Source organism: Rhizobium sp. FG113 (genome assembly GCF_057809895.1).
In genome coordinates this window covers 27,458-48,425 of sequence record NZ_JBMDKV010000027.1, presented here as the reverse complement: position 1 = coordinate 48,425, position 20,968 = coordinate 27,458, and the positions used below count along the sequence as shown (strand labels likewise).

24 protein-coding genes, 1 pseudogene and 1 other annotated feature are annotated in these 20,968 nt (G+C 58.1%); of the genes and pseudogenes, 18 read left to right on the top strand and 7 right to left on the bottom strand.

The annotated features are described in order from the left end of the window. Nucleotides 1-130: 130 nt before the first annotated feature. A pseudogene (locus ACODTZ_RS33090) lies at nt 131-541 on the bottom strand (DDE-type integrase/transposase/recombinase); the annotation flags it as partial. A 39-nt stretch (nt 542-580) separates the two neighbouring features. After that, nucleotides 581-1,809, bottom strand: a protein-coding gene (locus tag ACODTZ_RS33085) for an IS3 family transposase (RefSeq protein WP_203431501.1) whose coding sequence is annotated in 2 segments (ribosomal slippage) — nt 581-1,515 and nt 1,515-1,809 — 1,230 coding nt in all. Because the reading frame shifts where the segments join, the coding sequence is not laid out codon by codon here. Next, nucleotides 1,412-1,528 (bottom strand) — a sequence feature (AL1L pseudoknot). (Overlaps the previous gene by 117 nt.) A gap of 186 nt (nt 1,810-1,995) precedes the next feature. Between ACODTZ_RS33085 and ACODTZ_RS33080 the strand changes: the two genes are divergently transcribed. Then, nucleotides 1,996-2,292 carry a hypothetical protein gene (locus ACODTZ_RS33080; protein WP_489031184.1) on the top strand — a complete coding sequence of 99 codons (297 nt, stop codon included), beginning with the start codon at nt 1,996-1,998 and terminating at the stop codon, nt 2,290-2,292. Between the two features lie 103 nt (nt 2,293-2,395). Continuing rightward, nucleotides 2,396-3,310 carry a hypothetical protein gene (locus ACODTZ_RS33075; protein WP_489031182.1) on the top strand — a complete coding sequence of 305 codons (915 nt, stop codon included), beginning with the start codon at nt 2,396-2,398 and terminating at the stop codon, nt 3,308-3,310. A gap of 68 nt (nt 3,311-3,378) precedes the next feature. Here the strand turns inward: ACODTZ_RS33075 and repC are convergent, their stop codons facing one another. The 3 genes from repC to repA all read right to left on the bottom strand — a co-directional run bounded on the left by repC (nt 3,379) and on the right by repA (nt 7,068). Continuing rightward, complete coding sequence (repC, locus tag ACODTZ_RS33070; protein WP_489031180.1) at nt 3,379-4,590, bottom strand: plasmid replication protein RepC; 1,212 nt, start codon at nt 4,588-4,590, stop codon at nt 3,379-3,381. 167 nt (nt 4,591-4,757) lie between these two features. Next, complete coding sequence (gene repB, locus ACODTZ_RS33065; protein WP_489031178.1) at nt 4,758-5,765, bottom strand: plasmid partitioning protein RepB; 1,008 nt, start codon at nt 5,763-5,765, stop codon at nt 4,758-4,760. A gap of 94 nt (nt 5,766-5,859) precedes the next feature. After that, on the bottom strand, nt 5,860-7,068 hold the full coding sequence (gene repA, locus ACODTZ_RS33060; protein WP_489031176.1) for a plasmid partitioning protein RepA: 1,209 nt from the start codon (nt 7,066-7,068) through the stop codon (nt 5,860-5,862). A 370-nt stretch (nt 7,069-7,438) separates the two neighbouring features. Between repA and traI the strand changes: the two genes are divergently transcribed. The 13 genes from traI (at nt 7,439) to ACODTZ_RS32995 (ending at nt 18,491) form a co-directional block, all read left to right on the top strand. Then, nucleotides 7,439-8,065, top strand: coding sequence for an acyl-homoserine-lactone synthase (traI, locus tag ACODTZ_RS33055; RefSeq protein ID WP_489031174.1), 627 nt, complete (start codon nt 7,439-7,441; stop codon nt 8,063-8,065). Nucleotides 8,066-8,067: 2 nt separating this feature from the next. After that, on the top strand, nt 8,068-9,039 hold the full coding sequence (gene trbB, locus ACODTZ_RS33050; RefSeq protein ID WP_489031172.1) for a P-type conjugative transfer ATPase TrbB: 972 nt from the start codon (nt 8,068-8,070) through the stop codon (nt 9,037-9,039). Continuing rightward, nucleotides 9,029-9,406, top strand: coding sequence for a TrbC/VirB2 family protein (locus ACODTZ_RS33045; protein WP_489031170.1), 378 nt, complete (start codon nt 9,029-9,031; stop codon nt 9,404-9,406). Before trbB ends, ACODTZ_RS33045 begins: the two co-directional genes overlap by 11 nt. Next, a complete protein-coding gene (locus ACODTZ_RS33040; RefSeq protein WP_111793716.1) occupies nt 9,403-9,687 on the top strand; it encodes a conjugal transfer protein TrbD in 285 nt (94 codons plus the stop codon). Before ACODTZ_RS33045 ends, ACODTZ_RS33040 begins: the two co-directional genes overlap by 4 nt. A gap of 10 nt (nt 9,688-9,697) precedes the next feature. After that, nucleotides 9,698-12,154, top strand: coding sequence for a conjugal transfer protein TrbE (locus ACODTZ_RS33035; protein WP_489031167.1), 2,457 nt, complete (start codon nt 9,698-9,700; stop codon nt 12,152-12,154). After that, nucleotides 12,126-12,929, top strand: coding sequence for a P-type conjugative transfer protein TrbJ (gene trbJ, locus ACODTZ_RS33030; RefSeq protein WP_489031165.1), 804 nt, complete (start codon nt 12,126-12,128; stop codon nt 12,927-12,929). Before ACODTZ_RS33035 ends, trbJ begins: the two co-directional genes overlap by 29 nt. After that, nucleotides 12,926-13,129, top strand: a complete 204-nt coding sequence (trbK, locus tag ACODTZ_RS33025; protein WP_489031163.1) for an entry exclusion protein TrbK — start codon at nt 12,926-12,928, stop codon at nt 13,127-13,129. The genes trbJ and trbK overlap by 4 nt, the downstream gene beginning before the upstream one ends. Further along, entirely contained in the window at nt 13,123-14,301 is a 1,179-nt protein-coding gene (trbL, locus tag ACODTZ_RS33020) for a P-type conjugative transfer protein TrbL (protein WP_489031161.1), read from the top strand. The genes trbK and trbL overlap by 7 nt, the downstream gene beginning before the upstream one ends. Before the next feature lie 21 nt (nt 14,302-14,322). Beyond that, on the top strand, nt 14,323-14,985 hold the full coding sequence (locus tag ACODTZ_RS33015; protein ID WP_062428114.1) for a conjugal transfer protein TrbF: 663 nt from the start codon (nt 14,323-14,325) through the stop codon (nt 14,983-14,985). A 16-nt stretch (nt 14,986-15,001) separates the two neighbouring features. Then, entirely contained in the window at nt 15,002-15,814 is an 813-nt protein-coding gene (gene trbG, locus ACODTZ_RS33010) for a P-type conjugative transfer protein TrbG (RefSeq protein WP_489031159.1), read from the top strand. A 3-nt stretch (nt 15,815-15,817) separates the two neighbouring features. Next, on the top strand, nt 15,818-16,255 hold the full coding sequence (gene trbH / locus ACODTZ_RS33005) for a conjugal transfer protein TrbH (protein WP_489031157.1): 438 nt from the start codon (nt 15,818-15,820) through the stop codon (nt 16,253-16,255). Nucleotides 16,256-16,269: 14 nt separating this feature from the next. After that, the gene (trbI, locus tag ACODTZ_RS33000) at nt 16,270-17,568 is read left to right on the top strand and encodes an IncP-type conjugal transfer protein TrbI (RefSeq protein WP_489031155.1); all 1,299 of its coding nucleotides are present in this window, start codon (nt 16,270-16,272) and stop codon (nt 17,566-17,568) included. 221 nt (nt 17,569-17,789) lie between these two features. Then, nucleotides 17,790-18,491 (top strand): autoinducer binding domain-containing protein, encoded by a 702-nt coding sequence (locus tag ACODTZ_RS32995; RefSeq protein ID WP_489031153.1) that lies wholly within the window; start codon nt 17,790-17,792, stop codon nt 18,489-18,491. A gap of 1 nt (nt 18,492) precedes the next feature. Here ACODTZ_RS32995 and ACODTZ_RS32990 read toward each other — a convergent pair whose 3' ends face one another. Continuing rightward, nucleotides 18,493-18,813, bottom strand: a complete 321-nt coding sequence (locus ACODTZ_RS32990) for a transcriptional repressor TraM (protein WP_489031151.1) — start codon at nt 18,811-18,813, stop codon at nt 18,493-18,495. A gap of 139 nt (nt 18,814-18,952) precedes the next feature. On the opposite strand from ACODTZ_RS32990, the gene ACODTZ_RS32985 reads away from it, so the two are divergent. The 3 genes from ACODTZ_RS32985 to ACODTZ_RS32975 all read left to right on the top strand — a co-directional run bounded on the left by ACODTZ_RS32985 (nt 18,953) and on the right by ACODTZ_RS32975 (nt 20,297). Further along, nucleotides 18,953-19,171, top strand: coding sequence for a helix-turn-helix domain-containing protein (locus ACODTZ_RS32985; protein WP_489031149.1), 219 nt, complete (start codon nt 18,953-18,955; stop codon nt 19,169-19,171). A gap of 120 nt (nt 19,172-19,291) precedes the next feature. After that, the gene (locus ACODTZ_RS32980) at nt 19,292-19,915 is read left to right on the top strand and encodes a DUF433 domain-containing protein (RefSeq protein ID WP_489031147.1); all 624 of its coding nucleotides are present in this window, start codon (nt 19,292-19,294) and stop codon (nt 19,913-19,915) included. Nucleotides 19,916-19,919: 4 nt separating this feature from the next. After that, on the top strand, nt 19,920-20,297 hold the full coding sequence (locus ACODTZ_RS32975; RefSeq protein ID WP_489031145.1) for a DUF5615 family PIN-like protein: 378 nt from the start codon (nt 19,920-19,922) through the stop codon (nt 20,295-20,297). A gap of 48 nt (nt 20,298-20,345) precedes the next feature. Here ACODTZ_RS32975 and ACODTZ_RS32970 read toward each other — a convergent pair whose 3' ends face one another. Next, complete coding sequence (locus tag ACODTZ_RS32970; protein WP_489031143.1) at nt 20,346-20,954, bottom strand: TraH family protein; 609 nt, start codon at nt 20,952-20,954, stop codon at nt 20,346-20,348. Between the last annotated feature and the right edge of the window lie 14 nt (nt 20,955-20,968).

Genomic DNA, 20,968 nt, shown 5'->3' with positions numbered 1-20,968 from the left:
CTTTGCGATCCGCGCCCGCAATGTTTCCAACAGGTCAACCGGAAGCCCACTTTGTGTTGCAAGTAGGATCACAACGGGCCTGTCGCAAGTTCTATCCGAGGTCAGAAATTCCCCGGATGCGGCTTGGTTTTCATGCTTTGTTAACCTTTTGAAGTCCGAAGAGGCGTGCAAGTAGGTCGTTCTGGTCGTTGACAGTCCAACCACCGGAAAAGCCGAAGCCCTTCCTCAACCATAGCATGGCTTCGAAACCGGCGATGGTTCGCCGCGCCGTGTTGAATGACTGGAAACCACCGACCTTCGGCATGTTCTTCTTCACCCGGAAGTGGTCGCTCTCGATGCCTTGTTGGAGATGCTTGGTGACATAGTGCACGGGATTGGGACGCAAAAGCCCATCATCGACGGCCATCTTGATCGTCGACGGGAAGGTGTTGGCACCATCCGTGCCGACCTTTTCCGGTGAGAATAACGGCTCCTCCTTGAGCATCTTACGGAAGAAGCGCTTCGCGGCATCGAGGTCGCGACGCGCAGCGAGCAAGAAATCTGAACCGCACCGGGTTTGCCGGAGGCCATTTCGTTTAAGTTATGCGGCCACGGCCGGTGCGTCCAGCATGGCGTAATATCGTTCTTCGGCTTCGGCTGGCGGTATGTTGCCGATGGGCTCCAGAAGGCGACGGTTGTTGAACCAATCTACCCATTCCAGCGTGGCGAACTCCACGGCTTCGAAGTTTCGCCACGGTCCTCGCCGATGGATGACCTCGGCCTTGTAAAGACCATTGACCGTTTCAGCGAGAGCGTTGTCATAGGAATCTCCAACACTCCCGACCGACGGCTCGATGCCCGCTTCCGCCAGCCGTTCGGAATAGCGAATGGACACATATTGCGATCCGCGGTCGGAATGGTGAATCAGTCCTCCACGGTGGACGGGTCGCCGATCATGAAGTGCCTGGTCGAGGGCATCGAGCACAAAGCCCGCGTGGGCAGTCCGGCTTGCCCGCCAACCGACGATCCGGCGGGCGAAGGCATCAATGACGAAGGCCACGTAAACGAAGCCCTGCCAAGTCGCGACATAGGTGAAATCGGATAACCACAGCATGTTCGGCGCGGGAGCGTAGAACTGCCGGTTCACCCGATCGAGTGGACATGGCGCGGTCTTGTCACTGACCGTCGTGCGGATCGGTTTGCCGCGAATTATGCCCTGCAGCCCCATTGCCCTCATAAGCCGAGCGACTGTGCAGCGAGCGATGTCGAAGCCCTCCCGCTGCAATTGCCGCCAGACCTTGCGCACGCCATAGACCTGGAAGTTCTCGTTGAACACCCGGCGTATCTCGACCTTCATGGCAATGTCGCGTCGAGCGCGGGCCGACAGACGGTCTACGTCCGTGCGCTTGGCGATGACCTCATAATAGGTGGACGGGGCAATCGGCAAAAGCCTGCAGATCGGCTCGACCCCGAACACGCCACGGTGTTCGTCAATGAACGAGATCATCGTTTGAAGGGGCGGTCGAGCTCCGCCATCGCGAAATAAGCAGACGCCTTGCGCAAAATCTCGTTGGCCTGACGAAGCTCGCGGTTCTCCCGCTCAAGAGCCTTCATCTTCTCGGCCGCGTCGCTCGGCAAGCCTGCTCGTTTGCCGCTGTCGACCTCGGTCTTCTTCACCCATTCATGCAGCGTGGCTGGCGAGCAACCGATCTTGCCCGCAATAGATGAAACGGCAGCCCACCGCGACGGGTGGTCAGCCTCGTGATCAAGCACCATACGGATGGCGCGTTGGCGGACTTCAGGTGAAAACTTGTTCGTTGTCTTGCTCATATCGGCTCCACTCTCTCAGAAGTTGGAGCCTCCGGCAAACCCGGTGCGGTTCAGTTCGCTGCCGGCGGATATCCCTACGGCGGCCATGTTACAGAGGCCTATTACGCCTACCGCGAGCCCGGGCGTGGGAGCCCTCACCGCCGACAGTTTGAAGAGCAGGTGGAGGCCTCACCCCGAACCCCACCCATGATGATGCTGAAGCACACCAAGTTTTTCGCCACCCCTTGCCTGGGTTTTGCAGGTGAGATCGTCAATCGAGCGACACTCGTCCGCTATGTCGCCAACAAATGCGGTGGTACTCACCACCATAGTTCCCGCACCAAGTTTGACGCGATCGAGAATCGGTTGACCGATATAGGGCACGGATTGCGGGTCCGCGGTGAAGATATGTCTGTTGTGTTCATGGAGACCTTAGGGACGGCGTGGTTTCTGTTGAAGAGCCCAGGCATCACCGCGCTACGGAAAGCTCTAGCTAGCCTGTGATCTCGCAGGAGCGAAATACTTTCACCAGTCGATGTGACGACCTAGACAGATGCCTGTTGCGCGGCGGGCTTGATGAATAACGATGAACAGGAGATAAAGTGCGATGCCGTTCAATGCCCATGGATTCGGGAATGTCGACTATTCATCGTATCACCAGCAATTCGCAGCGCCATTTCTGATCGAGGGAAACGAGGAGAATAACACCCACTTTCTCAAGGAAGCGCAGCAGAACCATATCTACGGCGTCAACAACGCACTCGATGAGCTCATCGTGAATGCCGCACTGTTGGTATCGATTGAATTGAAGCCTGACGCTGAGATGCACCTGCGCTACGGAGTATTACGCCGCTTGCGGATGATATCGACGTCATTTCGACGTTTCCAGGCTCTGATTCCACCAGAGCGAATCGTTCCTCTTACCCTACCCCAATCTGACGATGTCGCCCGTTATCTGAACTCAATCTACATCGACATCCTCGGCCTCATGGATAATTACGCTTGGACACTTGCACATCAGCTCGGTAGCTCGGACACGCTTGCTGCGAACAAAATGGACATCGGCTTGTTCAAGAGAGTCTTGGCGCGGGACCCTGCTACAGGACCGGTCATCAAGGAAATCGGCATGTTTGTCGATTGGGAGAAAGAAGTCAAAGAGAGACGTAATCCTGCCGCGCACCGTATGCCGCTTTATGTCCCGTCCGCGGCACTCACGCCTGAGGATGTCTCGACTTATAACCGCTTGGGGAGCGAAGCCTCTGCGGCTCTACATGACAACAAATTCGAGCGCTACCAAGAACTGCAAAACGCGCAGCAGCGCGTTGGAACGTTCATAGCAAAATTCCTTCATGACCCGGCAGGGCCGGTACACGAAATCTACCCCACCATGCCTACCGATATTGGATGTGCGGTCCTTATCGGTCGAATGGTTCAGACATCTCTGCGCGCAACCGAGAACCCGCCTCCGAAATTGGTGGAACGCACAATAGTGGCCGCGACAGATGAAAATTCAATCACTTAGTATGTAGTCAGCTGACTACGGGGTCGCAGTCTCGCCTTCGTCACATAACCGAAATTCGATCGCCGCATTCATGCTCGCTTCGCCTCATGTCCGTTTGCCCGTAACAATGCCATCAGCACCGGCCCAAGCGAGAACTCACCACGTCGCGCCCTCCCCGTCAGATCTCTCAAATAGCCGCCAGCCGATGAAATATGGCCGGTGCGTTCGAGGATCGCCGCCATCGTGGCGGCGGCATTTTCAGGCCCCATGACCTCGCAAGCGTCCTGATAGGCTGACGGGCTCACCCCGAGCATAGATCGCACCACAACGGCGGCGGCCATCAGATCGCGCCAGTTCTGGATATTGCCTCCGGGGCCATACATCGCGATCTCCGGGCAGGCACGAAGCACCATGCCCAATGGGAAAGCTTTTATCGGCTCGATGTTACGTCCAATATCCGGATTCGGCTTTCCGCCCTGCTCATCTTCAGAGCGAGGTTCAAGTTCATTGATAAATTCGGTATTTGAATTCTGTATGTGCTGCCGGATATCGGCATCATTGGTGTCGGATTTTTGCTTAATATCCTGAACTTCCAATCGGTTGATGACCTCTTCGCGCAGAAGTTCCAACTCTTCAAGCAAGCGCTCGTAATCCTCGGCGGTCTTGGTGATGCGAAGTCGGTCCATCAAGGCAATGTGGACGGCTTCCATTTTCCCCCAGTCGCCAAAGACGCCGTCTTCAACAGCAGCCGTAATCAACTTGCGGACGTCGCGCCGGGCGATCGTAATGCGTTCTTTGACTATCTTCAGATGCCGCTGAGCCGCCACGACCCGCTGAGCCAGCAGAGCGAGTTCTTCAGAGCGTGCAAGAAGTGGCGAAAGGCTAAAGCCATAGGCTGTCTCTATAGCTCCATCAGTGCCCTTACGGGCGTAACGCTTGCCATTGGGGCTGTCACAGCGTTGGATAAGGCCTGCGTCGATGAGATGTGCGAGGTTCTCTCGGAGCGTTGATCCCGCGATCCCGTTCGCCCTAGCCGTCAGCTGGGCATTCGACGGAAAGACAATCAGATTTCTTCCTTCGCTCAAAGCCGCCTCTGGATAGAATGTTAGGAGAGCGTTAAGGACTGCAAGGGCGCGGTCACGCAGGCCCAGCAGTGAGCGCGCATCGCAAGCGTCCCTGAAGACTTTCCACTTATCGATTGACTTGCCCGGTTTGACCTGGGCGGCCCGCATCTGCGATTTCACCAGGGCGAGCGTCATCGGCCGCCGCCCAAAGGGCGTCGTCACATTTCCAACCTGCATGTTCCTTCACCTTTCAAAAGGCAAAAGAAATCCGCTCACCAAAACGGTGCCAAAGACTATTGACTGCGATTCATTGAAATGCGATTCTCAGGCTGCTTAGACCTATGAGAGAGGCTTCCATGACGGCAACGTTTGGGGGCCTTTTTCTTTTGCGCCTGCCTTCCGATTTAGTCCTCTGTTGACGGAGCATTGCTCCTGAAATTGGCATAGAGTTCAGGAAGCCTTTCCATCAAATAGGATGCAAAGGCTTCGTCCTGTTCTCGATTGATCTGAATTTTGCAAAGCTTCCCCGTCAACGACAAGGTCGCGATCTGTTTGCCATCGGATGACCGAGCAACGGCCGGAGCTTCTGGCGTTGCCAAGCTTCCAAGTTCGCCTGTCTTCGCAGCTCTCAGTACGACCGAAAAGCGATCATCGGTATCCTTGTGGGCGAAAGCTTTGTCTTCCGTTGCCTTGCGCGCTTTCTTCTCGGCGCCGGCTACCTTGAGGCTCTCGACCAAATCGAGCCACCTCGGCCGTCCGATCTTTGGTGCGCGCCCGATTGCATCAATCAGCGAGCGAGGCACACCGCGAGCGACACTCAGAAGCTTCTGGGCTTCCTGGCGGTCGACAGAGAGTGCTGTCTGGATCAGCGAGCGCTGGATGCCGCTGTCCTCAAGCTTCAAGGCGAACATTGCCCGCTCGATAAACGTCAGGTCTTCGCGCGCCGAATTCTCCACCCCCTGGGCAACGACGAGACGATCGTCATCCAGCTCGCGGACATAGGCTTTCACCGCAATGCCGAGTTCTGACGCAGCGCGCGCCCGGCGATGGCCATAGGCAATCTGATAACGCCCGGGTGCAGTGGGGTGAACTCGTACAAGGATAGGGATTTCCTGCCCGTGTTCTGTCAGAGAAATCTTCAGCGCCTCGACTGCCGTCAGATCCTGATCGACAAAGCGGTCAGCAAAGGGGGAGGGGTCTAATAAGCCAGGATCGAGTTCAACGGGCAGGGCGCCATTCGCGACCTGCTGCTTCAGTTCCTCGTAATCGCGTTCGACTTCAGAAAATGTGTCCTTGAGCGACCGGACCGCACCTGAAGCAACACGCTGAATGGGCTGTCGAGCTTCGTCGGCAGACGCATCTTCGGTGCCACCTGCAAAAAGAGATCGGATTGACTGTGTTCGCTTGCTCATGCATGGACCTCCCCATCACGGCCGGCCTTATGATCCGGGATGTAGTCAGCTGACGACATGTTAAGTGTCTGATCTTTTTGGATAGCCATGGAGATCATCGCTGCCAGACCTCGTTCAGGAGCTCGACAACCTCGTGGTTGACGGCATTGATCGATTCCATTGCACGATCGTAAGTAGAGCGTCCAACGGCGCCTCTCGTCAGCTCGTAAAGTGATTGTTTGGTCAACCCAGCATTCGCTATCGCGGTCGATTTCCACGCGGTTGCCGCCATGACGTCCGATGCGAACACATCGCGCATCAGTCCAACGATCTCTTGCTCCGGAACGTCGCGTGGATCGTGACGGGTCACGAGAAACCGCAGGAAATCATATTCAAGGCGCCCGCCGGCCTCCTCAATGACGGACACGAGGTCCGAGGTCATCAGCAGGAACTGGCTCATCGATGCGACATCGACCATCTGTGGGTGGACGGTGACGATCATGCCCGTTGCAGCGTTCAGAGCGCCCATGGTCAGAAACCCCAACTGAGGCGGGCAATCGACGACGACGACATCAAAATCGTCTTCAACTTGGGCTATTGCGCCGGCGACCCGTCTAAAGAACAAATCCTCTGGCCGACCGCGATTTTGCAGCATAAAGCGCGGGGTTTGATGCTCGAATTCCATGAGTTCGAGATTGCCAGGAACGATGCTGATCCCTGTAAAATATGTTGGGCGGATGACATCCTTCATCGTGACGCGCTGATCGTCATAACGAAGCGCGCCATAGAGGGTCGTGTTCTCAGCGACATCAAACTCAGGCTGGTAACCGAACATGGCCGAGAGTGAAGCCTGCGGATCGAGGTCGATCGCCAAGACGCGATAACCCTGCAGCGCGAGCCCTTGAGCCAAATAAAGCGAAGTGGTGGTCTTTGCGGACCCGCCTTTGAAATTGGCAACCGTAATGACCTGCAGCTTTTCACCATCGCGCCGACGTGGAAAAAACCTTGTCGCTTCTTTAGGGCGAGCGATTGCGAGATACTGCCGCAGCTCATTGATCTGCTCGAGCGAGTAAGACCGCCGTCCGCCATTTCCAAGATCCGGCGTTGGACCTAGACCGTCGATCGATAGCTGACGCAGGTAGCCGTCCGAAACGCCGACGATCTCCGCGACTTCGCCTGATGAAAATGACCGAAGAGTTTTCTGCGCCGTCGGCGGGAATGCGCGTTCTCCAACTGCACGCAAGCGGGCAGACAGCGCTTCCGCCCGCTGTGTGATATGGGCAGAAGTTGATGCCTTTAGGATGTGCCGGTCGATCACGTTCACATTAGCCTCTGTTCTCAGACGGTTTATCGGCGTCAGACGCGCTATTACCGTCTCAAGCTAAGCCACGATTCTAACCCTGCCGCAAGAGAAATAGGGTTAACAAGACCTTAACATGCACAAGCGGGGAATTCGGCCGGCACTTCAAATCGCCACTTTATCAAACCATTTCAGGATTTTGCCTGTCGTTTCGCAGTGTCGGCCCAATTGGCCAACTAACACTTTTGCTAGTGAATTCGATGGCCGGAGCGCGGTCCGATGCACAAAAACTCATGCCTCGGCGAGAATCACTCGCTAACACTTTTGGCAGTAGATCGAACTTCTCGGCCCCGGCAAACCTCCATGCGTCACCAACGCAAGGGAGATTTGCTCGATGCGCGTCGTCGCCATCAAGAACCCAAAAAGCGAAGCTGAGCACCGCCTCATCCACGAAATGCACCGGCTCCGCGCCCGCATTTTCCGCGGGCGTCTGGCTTGGAAAGTCCGTTGCACATCAGGTCTCGAAATGGACCCGTTCGACAAGCTGAACCCTACTTACATCCTTTGCCTTGACCGTTTCGACGCGGTGATCGGATGCGCGCGGCTTCTGCCGGCCGCCGGTGGGACAATGCTGGAAGAGGTCTTTCCCCAGCTCCTGGAGATGGCACATCTCCCATCGCACCATCGGATGATCGAAAGTTCTCGTTTTTGTGTGGATACGAACGCGGCTGCCGAACGGGAGCAGGCGGGCCTCCATTCAGCGACACTCGCCATGTTCGCCGGCATCATCGAGTGGGGCATCCTCAATGGCTATCGAGAAATCGTAACCGCCACGGATGTCAGACTCGAGCGCATCCTCCGTCGAGCCGGCTGGCCTCTAAGCCGCCTCGGCCCACCTGCCCAGATCAACGAAACGAAGAGCGTCGCTGGCCTTCTCCCTGCGGACTGGGTGAGCTTCGATCGACTTCGCCCCAGCATTTATTCGTCGAGTTTCTCTCACCTTCAGAAGGAAGCGGCCTGATCATGCTCAGCACCCAAAACCGCTCACTCCCTCGTCTCGTCAGCAAGCTCCAAAACGCACTGGGAGATCATCTGTGCCTCGCACTTGAAGACCCAAGCGTCGTGGAAATCATGCTCAATCCGGATGGTCGTCTGTTCATCGAACGGCTGGGTCATGGCATGGCCGCAGTTGGCGAGATGACACGCTCTGCGGCCGAGACCGTCATCGGGAGCGTCGCCCATGTCCTGAACTCAGAGGTTGATGATGATCGTCCGATCGTTTCGGGAGAACTGCCGATCGGCGGGCATCGATTTGAAGGTTTGCTGCCGCCGGTGGTTTCCGGGCCATCGTTCACGATCCGGCGTCGCGCGTCACGCCTCATCCCTCTGGATGACTATGTGGCAAGCAAAGTGATGACCGCAAAGCACGCCGAGGTCGTTCGAAGCGCAATAGCATCGAAGCTCAACATCCTGGTGGCTGGTGGCACGGGCTCGGGCAAGACGACCCTCACCAACGCGATCCTTGCCGAGATTGTATCGAGCTCTCCCGACGATCGGCTCGTCATTCTGGAAGACACAGCCGAGATCCAGTGCGCTGCGGACAATGCAGTCAGCCTTCACACAAGTGATTCCGTAGACATGTCGCGTCTCCTGAAAAGCACGATGCGCCTTCGGCCGGATCGGATCATCGTCGGCGAGGTCCGCGACGGCGCGGCACTGACGATGCTGAAGGCCTGGAACACCGGGCACCCGGGAGGGGTCGCAACGATCCACTCCAACAGCGCGCGCTCCGCACTCCAGCGTCTCGAGCAACTGACCGCCGAAGCCAGCCATCAGCCGATGCAGGCTGTCATCGGAGACGCCGTCGATCTGATCATCTCGATCGAGCGAACGGCAAAGGGCCGTCGGATCAGCGAAATCCTTCACGTCACCCGCTTTACAGGCGGCCAGTACCAAACGGAACCCTACGCAGAGGAAAGCCGCGATGCAGCATAAGAGATCATTCCTGACACTTGCCGTTATCGCCGTCGCAGCGATCGTCGCTGCTTCGCCTGCTTTCGCCAGTTCCGGCGGAAGCCTTCCGTGGGAAGGGCCGCTCGAGCAAATCCAGGAATCCATTACTGGTCCGGTCGCTGGCTATATTGCCCTGGCCGCTGTCGCGATCGCCGGCGGCATGCTGATCTTCGGCGGCGAGCTCAACGATTTCGCTCGTAGGCTGATGTACGTGGTCCTGGTCGCAGGCATTCTGCTAGGTGCCACCACGATCGTCGGTCTGTTCGGTGCCACAGGTGCTTCGATCGGCCTGCCATCGGAGCAGGTCGCACGCTTAAATTCGAGCGGCGAAGGGGAGGGGGCCTTATGAGCCTCCACCGCAATCGCATCCATCGCGCCTTGTCTAGACCAAACCTGCTGATGGGCGCCGACCGCGAGCTGGTGCTGATCACCGGGCTTGCGGCCGTGATCCTGATCTTCGTCGTGCTGACGGTCTATTCTGCTCTTTTTGGCGTTGCGGTCTGGATCGTCATCGTCGGTGTACTCCGCATGATGGCCAAGTCCGACCCGCTGATGCGGCAGGTCTATGCCCGTCACATTTCCTACAAATCCCACTACCGGCCTACGGCCGCGCCGTGGCGCAAATACTAGAGGTTTTCCAATGGCTGCCCTCAAAGGTTTCCGCGCGACCGGTCCCTCGTTCGCTGATCTCGTTCCCTATGCCGGCCTGGTCGGCAACGGCGTCCTGCTCCTGAAGGATGGCAGCCTCATGGCCGGTTGGTACTTTGCGGGTCCGGACTCCGAAAGCGCAACCGACCTCGAGCGCAATGAGCTATCCCGGCAGATCAATGCGATCTTGTCGAGGCTCGGGACGGGTTGGATGATTCAGGTCGAAGCGATCCGGGTGCCGACGGTTGATTATCCGTCCCCAGACCAGTGCCATTTTCCCGACCCTGTCACTCGCGCGATTGATGCCGAGCGCAGGACGCACTTCCGGCGCGAGCAGGGGCATTTCGAGAGCAAGCACGCGATCATTCTCACCTACCGGCCGCTCGAGTCGAAGAAGACGGCGCTCAGCAAATACATTTATTCGGACGAGGAGAGCCGGAAGAAATCCTATGCGGACACGGTCCTGTTCGTGTTCCGCAACGCGATCCGAGAAATCGAACAGTACCTGGCCAACACCCTGTCGATCGCCCGCATGCAGACCCGCGAGGTCCGCGAAAGGGGAGGGGAGCGGATTGCGCGCTATGACGACCTCCTGCAGTTCGTTCGGTTTTGCATCACCGGTGAAAGCCATCCGGTCCGGCTACCGGAAGTCCCCATGTATCTCGACTGGCTGGCGACGGCGGAGCTGGAGCATGGCCTGACGCCAAAGGTAGAGAACCGCTTCCTTGCTGTCGTCGCCATCGACGGTCTGCCGGCGGAAAGCTGGCCTGGCATCCTCAATAATCTTGATCTCATGCCGCTGACATACCGCTGGTCGTCACGCTTCATCTTCCTTGATGCGGAAGAGGCGCGCCAGAAGCTCGAACGGACCCGGAAGAAATGGCAGCAGAAAGTTCGTCCTTTCTTCGACCAGCTTTTCCAGACGCAAAGCAGATCGGTCGATCAGGATGCCATGACGATGGTCGCGGAGACCGAAGACGCTATTGCTCAGGCCTCCTCCCAGCTTGTCGCCTACGGCTATTACACCCCTGTGGTCATCCTGTTCGATGAGGACCGTGACGCCCTACAGGAAAAGGCCGAAGCTATCCGCAGGCTGGTCCAGGCAGAAGGCTTCGGGGCTCGCGTCGAGACTCTAAACGCGACAGATGCGTTTCTCGGAAGCCTGCCCGGCAACTGGTATGCCAACATCCGTGAGCCGCTGATCAACACAAGCAATCTGGCGGACCTCGTTCCGTTGAACTCGGTATGGTCGGGCAATCCAGTGGCGCCGTGCCCGTTCTATCCGCCAAACTCACCGCCGCTGATGCAGGTTGCCTCGGGCTCAACGCCGTTTCGCCTCAACCTGCATGTCGACGATGTCGGCCACACCCTGATTTTTGGACCGACGGGCTCGGGCAAATCGACCCTTCTCGCTCTGATGGCCGCGCAGTTCCGCAGGTACGAGTTCGCCCAGATTTTCGCCTTCGACAAGGGCAACTCGCTCCTCTCCCTGACGCTTGCTGCCGGTGGCGATCACTACGAGATCGGCAACGACCAAAACGGGGAGGGGAGAGCACTGGCGTTCTGCCCTTTGTTCGATCTTTCGACCGATGGCGACCGGGCCTGGGCGACCGAGTGGATTGAAATGCTCGTCGCGCTTCAGGGCGTCACCATCACGCCTGATCACCGTAATGCGATCTCCCGCCAAATTGGGCTGATGGCGACAGCGCCTGGAAAGTCGCTATCGGACTTTGTCAGCGGCGTGCAGCTGCGCGAGATCAAGGATGCGCTCCATCACTATACCGTCGATGGCCCGATGGGTCAGCTTCTCGACGCGGAAGAGGACGGTTTGACGCTTCGAGCGTTTCAGTGCTTCGAGATCGAGCAGCTCATGAACATGGGTGAGCGTAATCTGGTGCCCGTCCTCACCTATCTCTTCCACCGGATCGAAAAGCGGCTGGACGGTTCGCCTAGCCTCATTCTCCTCGACGAAGCCTGGCTGATGCTCGGGCATCCCGTGTTTCGCGACAAGATCAGGGAATGGCTGAAGGTGCTCCGCAAGGCCAATTGCGCCGTTGTTCTGGCGACGCAATCGATCTCCGACGCAGAGCGCTCCGGCATTATCGACGTGCTGAAAGAATCCTGCCCGACCAAGATCTGCTTGCCGAATGGCGCTGCACGCGAGCCGGGCACGCGCGAGTTTTATGAGCGGATCGGGTTCAACGAGCGTCAGATCGAGATCGTCTCGGGTGCCATCCCCAAGCGCGAATATTACGTCGCCACGCCAGACGGACGGCGGCTCTTCGATATGTCGCTCGGGCCGGTGGCTCTAAGCTTTGTGGGCGCATCCGGAAAGGAAGACCTGAAGCGGATACGCGCGCTGAAGGCGGAACACGGCCAGGACTGGCCTACCCATTGGCTTGAATTGAGAGGAGTTCACGATGCCACGTCGCACCTCAACGTCCAATAACTGGATCGTCGCAACGATGACCGCGGCAATCGCGCTGTCGCCGATTACTTCCGCCCACGCTGGATCTGCAACGGGCGCTGCCACCGAATGGACGCAGCTTGCCAACAATGCTCAGCTCATTGACCTTCTGAAAAGCTCCGGCCTGCAGGTCGATAACCAGCTGACCCAGATCACTCAACTGGCAGAGCAAATCCAGAACCAGCTGAAGATCTACGAGAACATGCTGCAGAACACGGCGCAACTCCCTGATCATATCTGGGGCCAGGTCGAGAGCGATCTCAACCGACTGCGCAGCATTGTCGACCAGGGACAAAGCATCTCGTTTTCGATGGGGAATGCAGATGACGTCCTTCAGCAGCGGTTCAAGAGCTATGCGGATCTGAAAACCAATCTGCCCAATGCTGAATCCTTCTCGAGCACGTACCAATCCTGGTCGGACACGAACCGGGACACGATCGGCAGCACGCTGAAGGCAGCAAGCCTGACAGCAGATCAGTTCGATACCGAGGAGGGCACGATGAGTTCGCTGCGATCGATGTCGGAGTCAGCCGACGGTCAGATGAAGGCGCTTCAGGTCGGACACCAGATCGCGGCCCAGCAGGTTTCCCAGATGCAAAAGCTGCGCGGCCTGGTTTCGCAGCAAATGACGATGATGGGTACGTGGCTTCAGACCGAGCAGACGGACAAGGACCTCGCGCAGGCGCGGCGAGAGAAATTCTTCAATGCCGACGTTTCCACAATCCCGAGCGGCCAGAAAATGGAGCCACGCTGGTGAGCCGCCCGGTCCTGATCGTTGTCGTGCTGGTCATGGTGGCTGCAGCGGCATCCGGCGTCACCTTCTATATCGTTCAGATGAACGCCCCGGCGGCACCCGAGATGAGTGAAGAGCAGCGCATCACCCGTGAGAAATTCTTCGGCACAGCCAAGGAGCTGCCGCCGATCGAGAAAGGCCAGGAGATGCGGCCGCGATGGTGAAGCGAAATTTTGAGCGGGCCTTCGTCCTCGGGGCTATTGCCTGCGTGATCCTTGCCACCCCCGCATTTGCACAGCAGGGACAGGTTCTGACAGAACTCGAGAACCAGGTTTCTGCTGCCGCGAAGGGATGGGAAACAACCATCATGGATGCGGCGAGGTCGCTGTTCTGGATCCTCGCCGCGATTGAGGTTGGCATCGCCGCGGTCTGGCTTGCGCTACAGGCCGCGTCGCTCGACAGCTGGTTTGCCGAACTCGTCCGGCGCATCATGTTCATCGGCTTTTTCGCGTTCGTTCTCACCCAGGGGCCGACGCTTGCGAGGGACGTCGTCAATAGTCTCTACCAGATCGGTGCGGGCGGTGGATCCGCCTCACCGGCCGAAGTGTTCGACGCTGGTATTCGGGTGGCATCTCAGATGTCCAAACAGGCCAAGTTCGGGGTGTTCGAGGACAATGCGCTAGCGATCGCCGCCGTCCTTGCGATGGGCGTCGTCGTGATTTGCTTCTCGCTCGTTGCAGCGATCTTCGTCGCGGTGATGGTGGAGATGTATGTGGGGCTGCTGGCCGGCATGATCATGCTCGGCCTGGGGGGATCATCCTTTACGAAGGATTTTGCCGTCCGCTATCTGGTCTATGCTTTCGGCGTCGGCATGAAGCTCATGGCACTCGTCATGATCGCGAAGATCGGCTCGGAAGTCCTCCTCGGACTGGCGCAGGCACCGACCGCGGAAACCGATCACTTCATCACCACACTGGCCATCGCCGGCATATCTGTCGTCGTATTCATCATCGCCATGTACGTCCCCAACATCATCCAAGGTGTCGTCCAGGGTGCATCTGTTTCCGGTGGCATGGAAGCCATCCGCCACGGTGGGCAGGCTGCTTCTTTCGCGCTTGGCACAGCTTCTCTAGCTGCCGGCGCCGTCGGAGCAGGCGCCGCGGCGGCTCAATCGGCGCGCGCCGCAGGATCCTCGGTCGCGGGGGCTGCGCTGCGAGGCATGGGTGCCGGGATCGGATCAGCCGGAAAAGCAGCAGGCTCAGCTGCCAAGGAAAAGGCGATCGGTTCGCCTGGCGCTTACGCCGGCTCGATCATGGGGCTCGCCAATGCCAAGCTCGATCAGAGCCGAACCGGACAAAGCGGCCTGAAGACGCCACCGGAACGAAACGACAAGTAATCAACAGGAAGGCAAAAAGCGATGGCAGCAAACCGGCCACCCGACAGCCCTTACCTTGCCGCGCGGCAGGAATGGACCGAACGATATGGATCCTATGTCCAGGCGGCGCGCGCGTGGCGCATCGTCGGCATTCTTGGACTATCAATGGCCGTCATCGGATTTACCTACGCCATGTATCTCAGCACGCAGGTCAAACTCGTGCCGTACATTGTCGAGGTCGACAAGCTCGGCACTTCGGTGACGGCAGGCTTCCCCCAGCAGATCGAGTACGCTGATGCCCGCGTCGTCCGCGCGACACTCGGCAACTTCATCACCAGCTTGAAGTCGATCACCCCCGACGCGGTGGTACAGAAGCAATATATCGATCGGACCTATGCGCTGCTCAGGACGTCCGATCCCTCGACCCAGAAAATCAATGCCTGGTTTCGCGGCAACTCGCCGTTCGAAAAGGCCAAGACATCGACCGTCGCCATCGAGGTCAACAACATCGTGGCGCTGTCTAACCAGACCTACCAGATCGACTGGACCGAATACGAACGCGACCGCAAGGGCAAGGAAACCGGCACGCGCCGGTTTCGCGGCATCGCCACGGTCGCGCTCACCGCGCCACAAGATGAGGCGATCATCCGCCTCAACCCGATCGGTCTTTATGTCCAGGACTTCGACTGGACCGCACAGCTTTAAGGGCAGGGGTATTCACATGCACAAAACAGGATTGATCGCGGCCGTCGGCTGCATGGCCGGGCTCGTCCTTGCGGATTACGCTGTTGCGCAAAACATGACGTCGAACGAGGTGAAGGGGACCAACATCTCGCGGAAGTGGCGGGGAACGCCCGGCCTGGTGACGACCGGGCCAGATGGAAAAGTGATCTTTCTGTTCGGCGAAACCCAGCCTTCGGTTATTTGCGCGCCGCTTCAGGTTTGCGATATCGAATTGCAGGGCGGCGAAATCGTCCGCGACGTGCTTGTCGGTGACACGGTCCGTTGGAAAGTCGAACCGGCGACGTCGGGGGCAACCGGCGGGCAGGCGATCCACCTGATCGTCAAGCCGTCGGAGGCAGGCCTCGTCACGTCGATGGTCGTGACGACCTCGCGGCGAACCTATCATATCCAACTCAAATCCCATCCCAGCCAGTACATGGCCCGCATCGGGTTTGAATATCCGGAGGATGCGTCGACCAAACTGGCCGATATCAATGCCCGGCTTGAGACTGGCGGCATTCCGGGAACCGCTCCGGACAAGCTGAACTTCTCCTATTCGGTCAGCGGTAGCGCCTCTTGGCGGCCGAAGCGCGTCTATTCCGACGGCACCAAGACCTACATCCAGTTCCCGCGATCGATCTCCGGCCAGGACGCGCCGGTGCTGTTCGTCGTCAGCGGCAGCCAGAACCGCATCGTCAATTATCGCATGAAGAACGACATGATGATCGTCGACTACGCCGTCGACAAGGCTGTCCTCGTCTCGGGGGTGGGCTGGCGCCAGCAGAAGATCACGATCCGGCGGGGAGGCTGACCGATGAAGAAAACCATCGCCGCCATCATATTCACTGCCCTCCTTTCCGGTTGCCAGACTGCGGATGAAACGCTGACCACAAGCTCCACGCCGATTGCCGTCACCGGCGCCACCGCAGGCGCAATCGCCGACGACATGGCAAGCCGGCTTGCCGAACAGGTTGGACCTGCCGGCACCACAACGCTCAAAATGGAAAAGGATACCTCCGAATACGCCGCCGCGCTCGAGGCCGCGCTGAAGGGATGGGGATATAAGGTCATCATCGACGGAAAGGCTGACAAGGATCAGAAGCCGGTCGAGATCGCCTGGTCGATCGACAGCTTCGACGGACAGGTCCTGGCGCGCATCAGCACACCAACCATCGCGCTCGGACGCTCCTATACCGCGACGTCTGCCGGTGCGACGCCGGCCAGTCCGCTTTCGATCATGCAACGTAACTGAGGGGAGGGGAAACCATGGTTCAATCGCTCCAGCTCGGCACGGCGGGCAATGCCGACGATCAACAGAATATGCGACGCCTCAATCGCCTGCCGATCATCATAGCGATCGTCATCACCGTTCTGTTCTTCGGCGTCGTCATCGTCGGCTTGTCGTGGCGCGGTCTGTCCTTCAACCGTGGGAACGAGCTCGACACCACCTCCGCCTCGCCGGCGACAACGTTTGGCGATCAGCTGAAAAGAGGCGTGTCGGACGGGATCATAGGCGAACCGGAGCAGCGCGAAGTGTTTCAGCCGACCCCCGTGGTTGTCGAACGCGAGCCGGTGAGAGAGGCCGTCGTAGAGCGGCAGAATGAAGTCCGGACGGAACGGCGCTCGCAACTCGAACCGGAAGCCGAGTGGAAGACCCGGCTGAAGCGGGAACAGGACGAGCAGATTCTCCGCGAAGCGCAGCGTCAGAGGATGGCAAGCCTCCAGGCACGGGCAACAGCGCTCGATTCACCGCTTAAGGTTGACGTTTCCGAGGTCCAGAAAAGCACCTCCGAAACCAAAACCGACGCGCGCCAACCGCTCAATGCCACGACGAACAGTGCATCCGATCTCTACAGCGCTGCGATGAAGTCAGGTTTGCTCGGACAGAACGTCGATCAAAATGGCCAGACATCGAAGGAGGATTTTTTCAACCAAGACATCAAGGATCTTGGCTATCTGCCAAACCAAGTGGTCCCGCAGTTTTCGCCCTACGAGTTGAAGCGTGGGTCTGTTATTCCCGCGACGATGATCACCGGCTTGAACTCGGATCTTCCAGGCAGGATTTCGGCACAAGTCAGCCAGAATGTCTATGATAGCGCGACAGGCTACCGGCTGCTTATCCCTCAGGGGGCGAAGCTGTTTGGTCGCTACGATTCCAAGGTGTCGTTCGGGCAGGAGCGCGTGCTGGTCGTGTGGACCGACATAATCTTTCCCAACGGCTCGACACTTCAGATCGGCGGCATGTCCGGCACGGATGCCGAGGGCTATGGTGGTTTCAAGGACAAGGTCGATCGGCATCTCTGGCGAACGTTCGGCTCTGCGGCACTTGTCGCCATCATCGGCACGGGGATCGATATGTCGATGCCGGAGAGCTCGACACTGGCCATACAGGATACCGCTTCAGATGCAGCGCGGCGGAATTTTGCCGAATCTTTCGGCCGTGTTGCGGAGCAGACAATCTCCAAGAACCTAAATGTGCAGCCAACGATCAGGATTCGGCCCGGTTACAAATTCAACGTGCTGGTCGATCAGGATATAATTTTTCCGAATTCGTATCGGCAATAGAATAGAGTTCGGCGCAAACCGGTCATCGTCTATGTAATTGAATCGCGATGACATACTACAATCTTGCGTGGGTAAATTCTTTCCCATAATACTCAACTTTAGGCAGGCGCAATGGGTGTGCTTCGCCTTCGTTTCGGAGCGACCGACCCTCGACAAAGGGTACTGCCACTTATGACTGCAACCTTGTTGCGTTCATACCCTCACTCAAAGGAGGCCATGAATTGAACCAATGGTTTGAGCGTTTGACCGAACAGGTCGCCCTGGCGCATGACGAAGCCACGGTGAAGGCGACACTGGAGAAGCTAAGTCGGGAAGCAGGTTTTCGGGCATACGCCTATCTCAATCTGCAAGCGGAAACGCAAACGGCGATCTCAAACTATGACGTCGAATGGCAGCAGCGGTATTTCGAGAAGTCCTACGCGTTGATCGATCCCGTCGTGAGAAATGCGCGCGATCAGCTGGAAGCGTTCGCTTGGTCCAACGAAGCCTCGCTCCGGATGAGCAAGGAGCGCCGGAATTTCTACGGAGAGGCCGGTGAGTTCGGAATACGCTCCGGTATCACGATCCCGATCAAGACGGGATTTGGCCGGATGGCAATGCTCACGCTTGCTTCGGAAGAGGCCGATTTCGCGATGGGACAATCTTTGAACCCGGTGCTTGCCGCTTCCGCGGTCGCGCAATTGCATTCGAGGCTCGAAGGTCTTGGCGCCAAGCCGACGCATCACACCCCAATCCGCATGAAATCTGATGAACTGACCTGCCTACGCTGGTCTGCGGAAGGCAAGTCCATGAAGGCCATCGCCATCATCGAGAACACGACGTACGCCAATGTCGCGTTCTTCCTCCGCAATGCCAAATCGGCCTTGGGCGCGACAAGTTTGCCGCAGGCAACCGCAATGGCCAAGGAATTCGGCCTGATCTAGGTCAGTGGCTCTTTGATTTCGGCATGTCCGGTATGTAGCCCAAGATATCAAGAAGCGTCGATACGACCGTCTGCTGCGCGTGGACGGCGATCATGGCAGCGATATAATCTTGGCTGGCCTCACGAGCCGTCTCCGGGTCAGCTGCTGCATCGACCTTCGCTTCGAGCATCACGGCGTTGTCGCGCAGGCGACGGTGCTTTTCGATCTCGCGCACGACGTGGCGCTCGATCTCTTCGGGCGGCTGATCACTCATCAAACCGATAAGTGGGCGCAATATGAGTTTGGTATCAGACACAGGCCCGTCTGCACTTGCTTTGAACATTATCGGTCCAATTACCGTCCATATACCACTGATGTAAACCTTCTTCGAACCGAGGTATCCGCGGAGGCAAATCGGTTTAAATCTCAATTACATACTATAGTTGATAAACTTAAAGTATGTAAACGTTGATCTTCCGCGCATGGATATGCGCAAGCTGGTCGGCCGGAATTTTGCCCGCCTCCGTCGGGAAAAAGGCCTGACACAGGAGGATGTGGAGGCGCGCTCCGGCTTCAGCCAACAGTATTTAAGCGGACTCGAAAGAGGGAAGCGAAACCCCTCCATCGTCACACTCTATGAGATCGCCCAGGCCCTCGGCGTCAGCCATATAGAGCTGGTCACACCAGACCAGTCAGACTGAGTAGGCGAGATTCTCGACCGGTCAGTATGACTGGAATTCTCTCTGAGCCTACCGAGAACCGAGGTCCCACTTCACAACGCGCAGCGAAAGCGCTATATATTCTCCACAAGGAGAATAATTATGGCTCAGATGTCGCGTGCCTATACGCCTGCAGAGGCAGCTGCCGTCAGCGAAATAGCCGTGAAGTCGGTGCATAATGCAATCGACAAACGGATCATCGCACGTCGTCTTTCGGAAGACGAAGGGCGGGCACTGTCGGACGACGACCTGCTGCGCCTCAAGCTCTGGTATGGGGTCGGCTCGATTCTGTCGGCCGAGCGCCGCCAGCGGCTGTTCGATACGATTGACCAAAATCCGGACGCCGATACCGTACGAGCGGACGATTACCTAATCGTCGATGTTGCCCGAGCGCGCGAGCAGCTTGCTGCGCGAGCGGAGGCGCTTCGGGAAGCGGAACGGGTAGTCGGATCCGTGAAGGGTGTCCTCGGCGGCGAGCCGGTCTTTAACAAGACCCGCGTTCCAGTCAGGGCCGTCGCCGCCATGAAGGCGCAGGGCGCGACTACCGAGGAGATTGTCCAGGGATATCCTTCGCTCACCATGCGTATGGTCGAACTCGCGGAGATCTGGACGGCCGCTCACCCGGCACGGGGTCGACCTCGCAAGCTTTCCGACCTTGGCGCGACCGTGAAATCGTCAAAACGGCTCGCCCTTTCGAAGGCCGCCAACAGGCAGTCCGGCAGCTGATATCGTGAAGTTCCTGATTGATGAATGCCTGCACACCTCGCTCGTGGCCGTTGCCAACGATAACGGCCACGACGGCTTCCACGTAAACTGGCTTGGCCTGAGCGGCGAGAAAGACTGGGACCTGATGCCTCGCATCGTTGCGGAGGACTACACCTTCGTGACGAACAACGCGCGCGATTTCAGGAAGCTCTATAGTAGCGAGGAAATCCACGCCGGCTTGATCATAATCGTGCCTCAAGTCGTTCCGGCACTGCAGCGAGACCTGTTCACACTCATCCTCGAGGAAATTGCCGAGGGCGTGGAACTGCTGAACGAAGTGATTGAGGTCAGCATCGAGGGCGATGAGGCTGTTCTCACACGCTATTCTCTCCCGCCGAACTGAGAGCGGCAAGAATGCGCTCATGCCGCGGGACGCGCAGCGTGCTGTCCGCTATCTCTGCCCTCCGATCCTTGTCAGATCGATCCGGATACCGGCGTCATCGGGTGTGATTGGAGCTTCATCCGGCATCTCAGCAGTTTCTTCGTCTGCAACCTGGGCAGCGCCGTCACTCTCAACCGCCGACCGCTGCACGACCGCGCCACCGGGATCCTCCGCCTGGAACACGCTCTCTCCCTCGAACTTTCCGGTCTGCCAGGCGTGGACGGCATCATCGAAGAGCTGGGGAAAGACCTCATCGCTCGTCGGGTTTCCATACCATTTCGCGACGATGCGAAGGATCTTGGCAAACATCGCAGTGCCCATCCGCAGATTTGTGCAGCGGTCAACCATATCAACCTTCAGTTCCGACGCGTCCTTCAGACCGATACCCGCCGGAATCTGGGTCAAGCCCACCCGCACGATGGAACCACCGATGTTCTCGCGAATGATCTCGACAGCCTCCTCAGGTGTTTTCGGCTTCGGGACGAGGATCAGGCGGCCGCCGGACCTCACCGTTATGGCCAGCGGGTCTTCCGAGCCAACGGTCTGCACGAACTGTTCGACGATCACCGGCTTCAACGATGGGTCGGCACATTCCTTGATCAAGGCAGCATCCAGCATGCGAGCTCCAAACC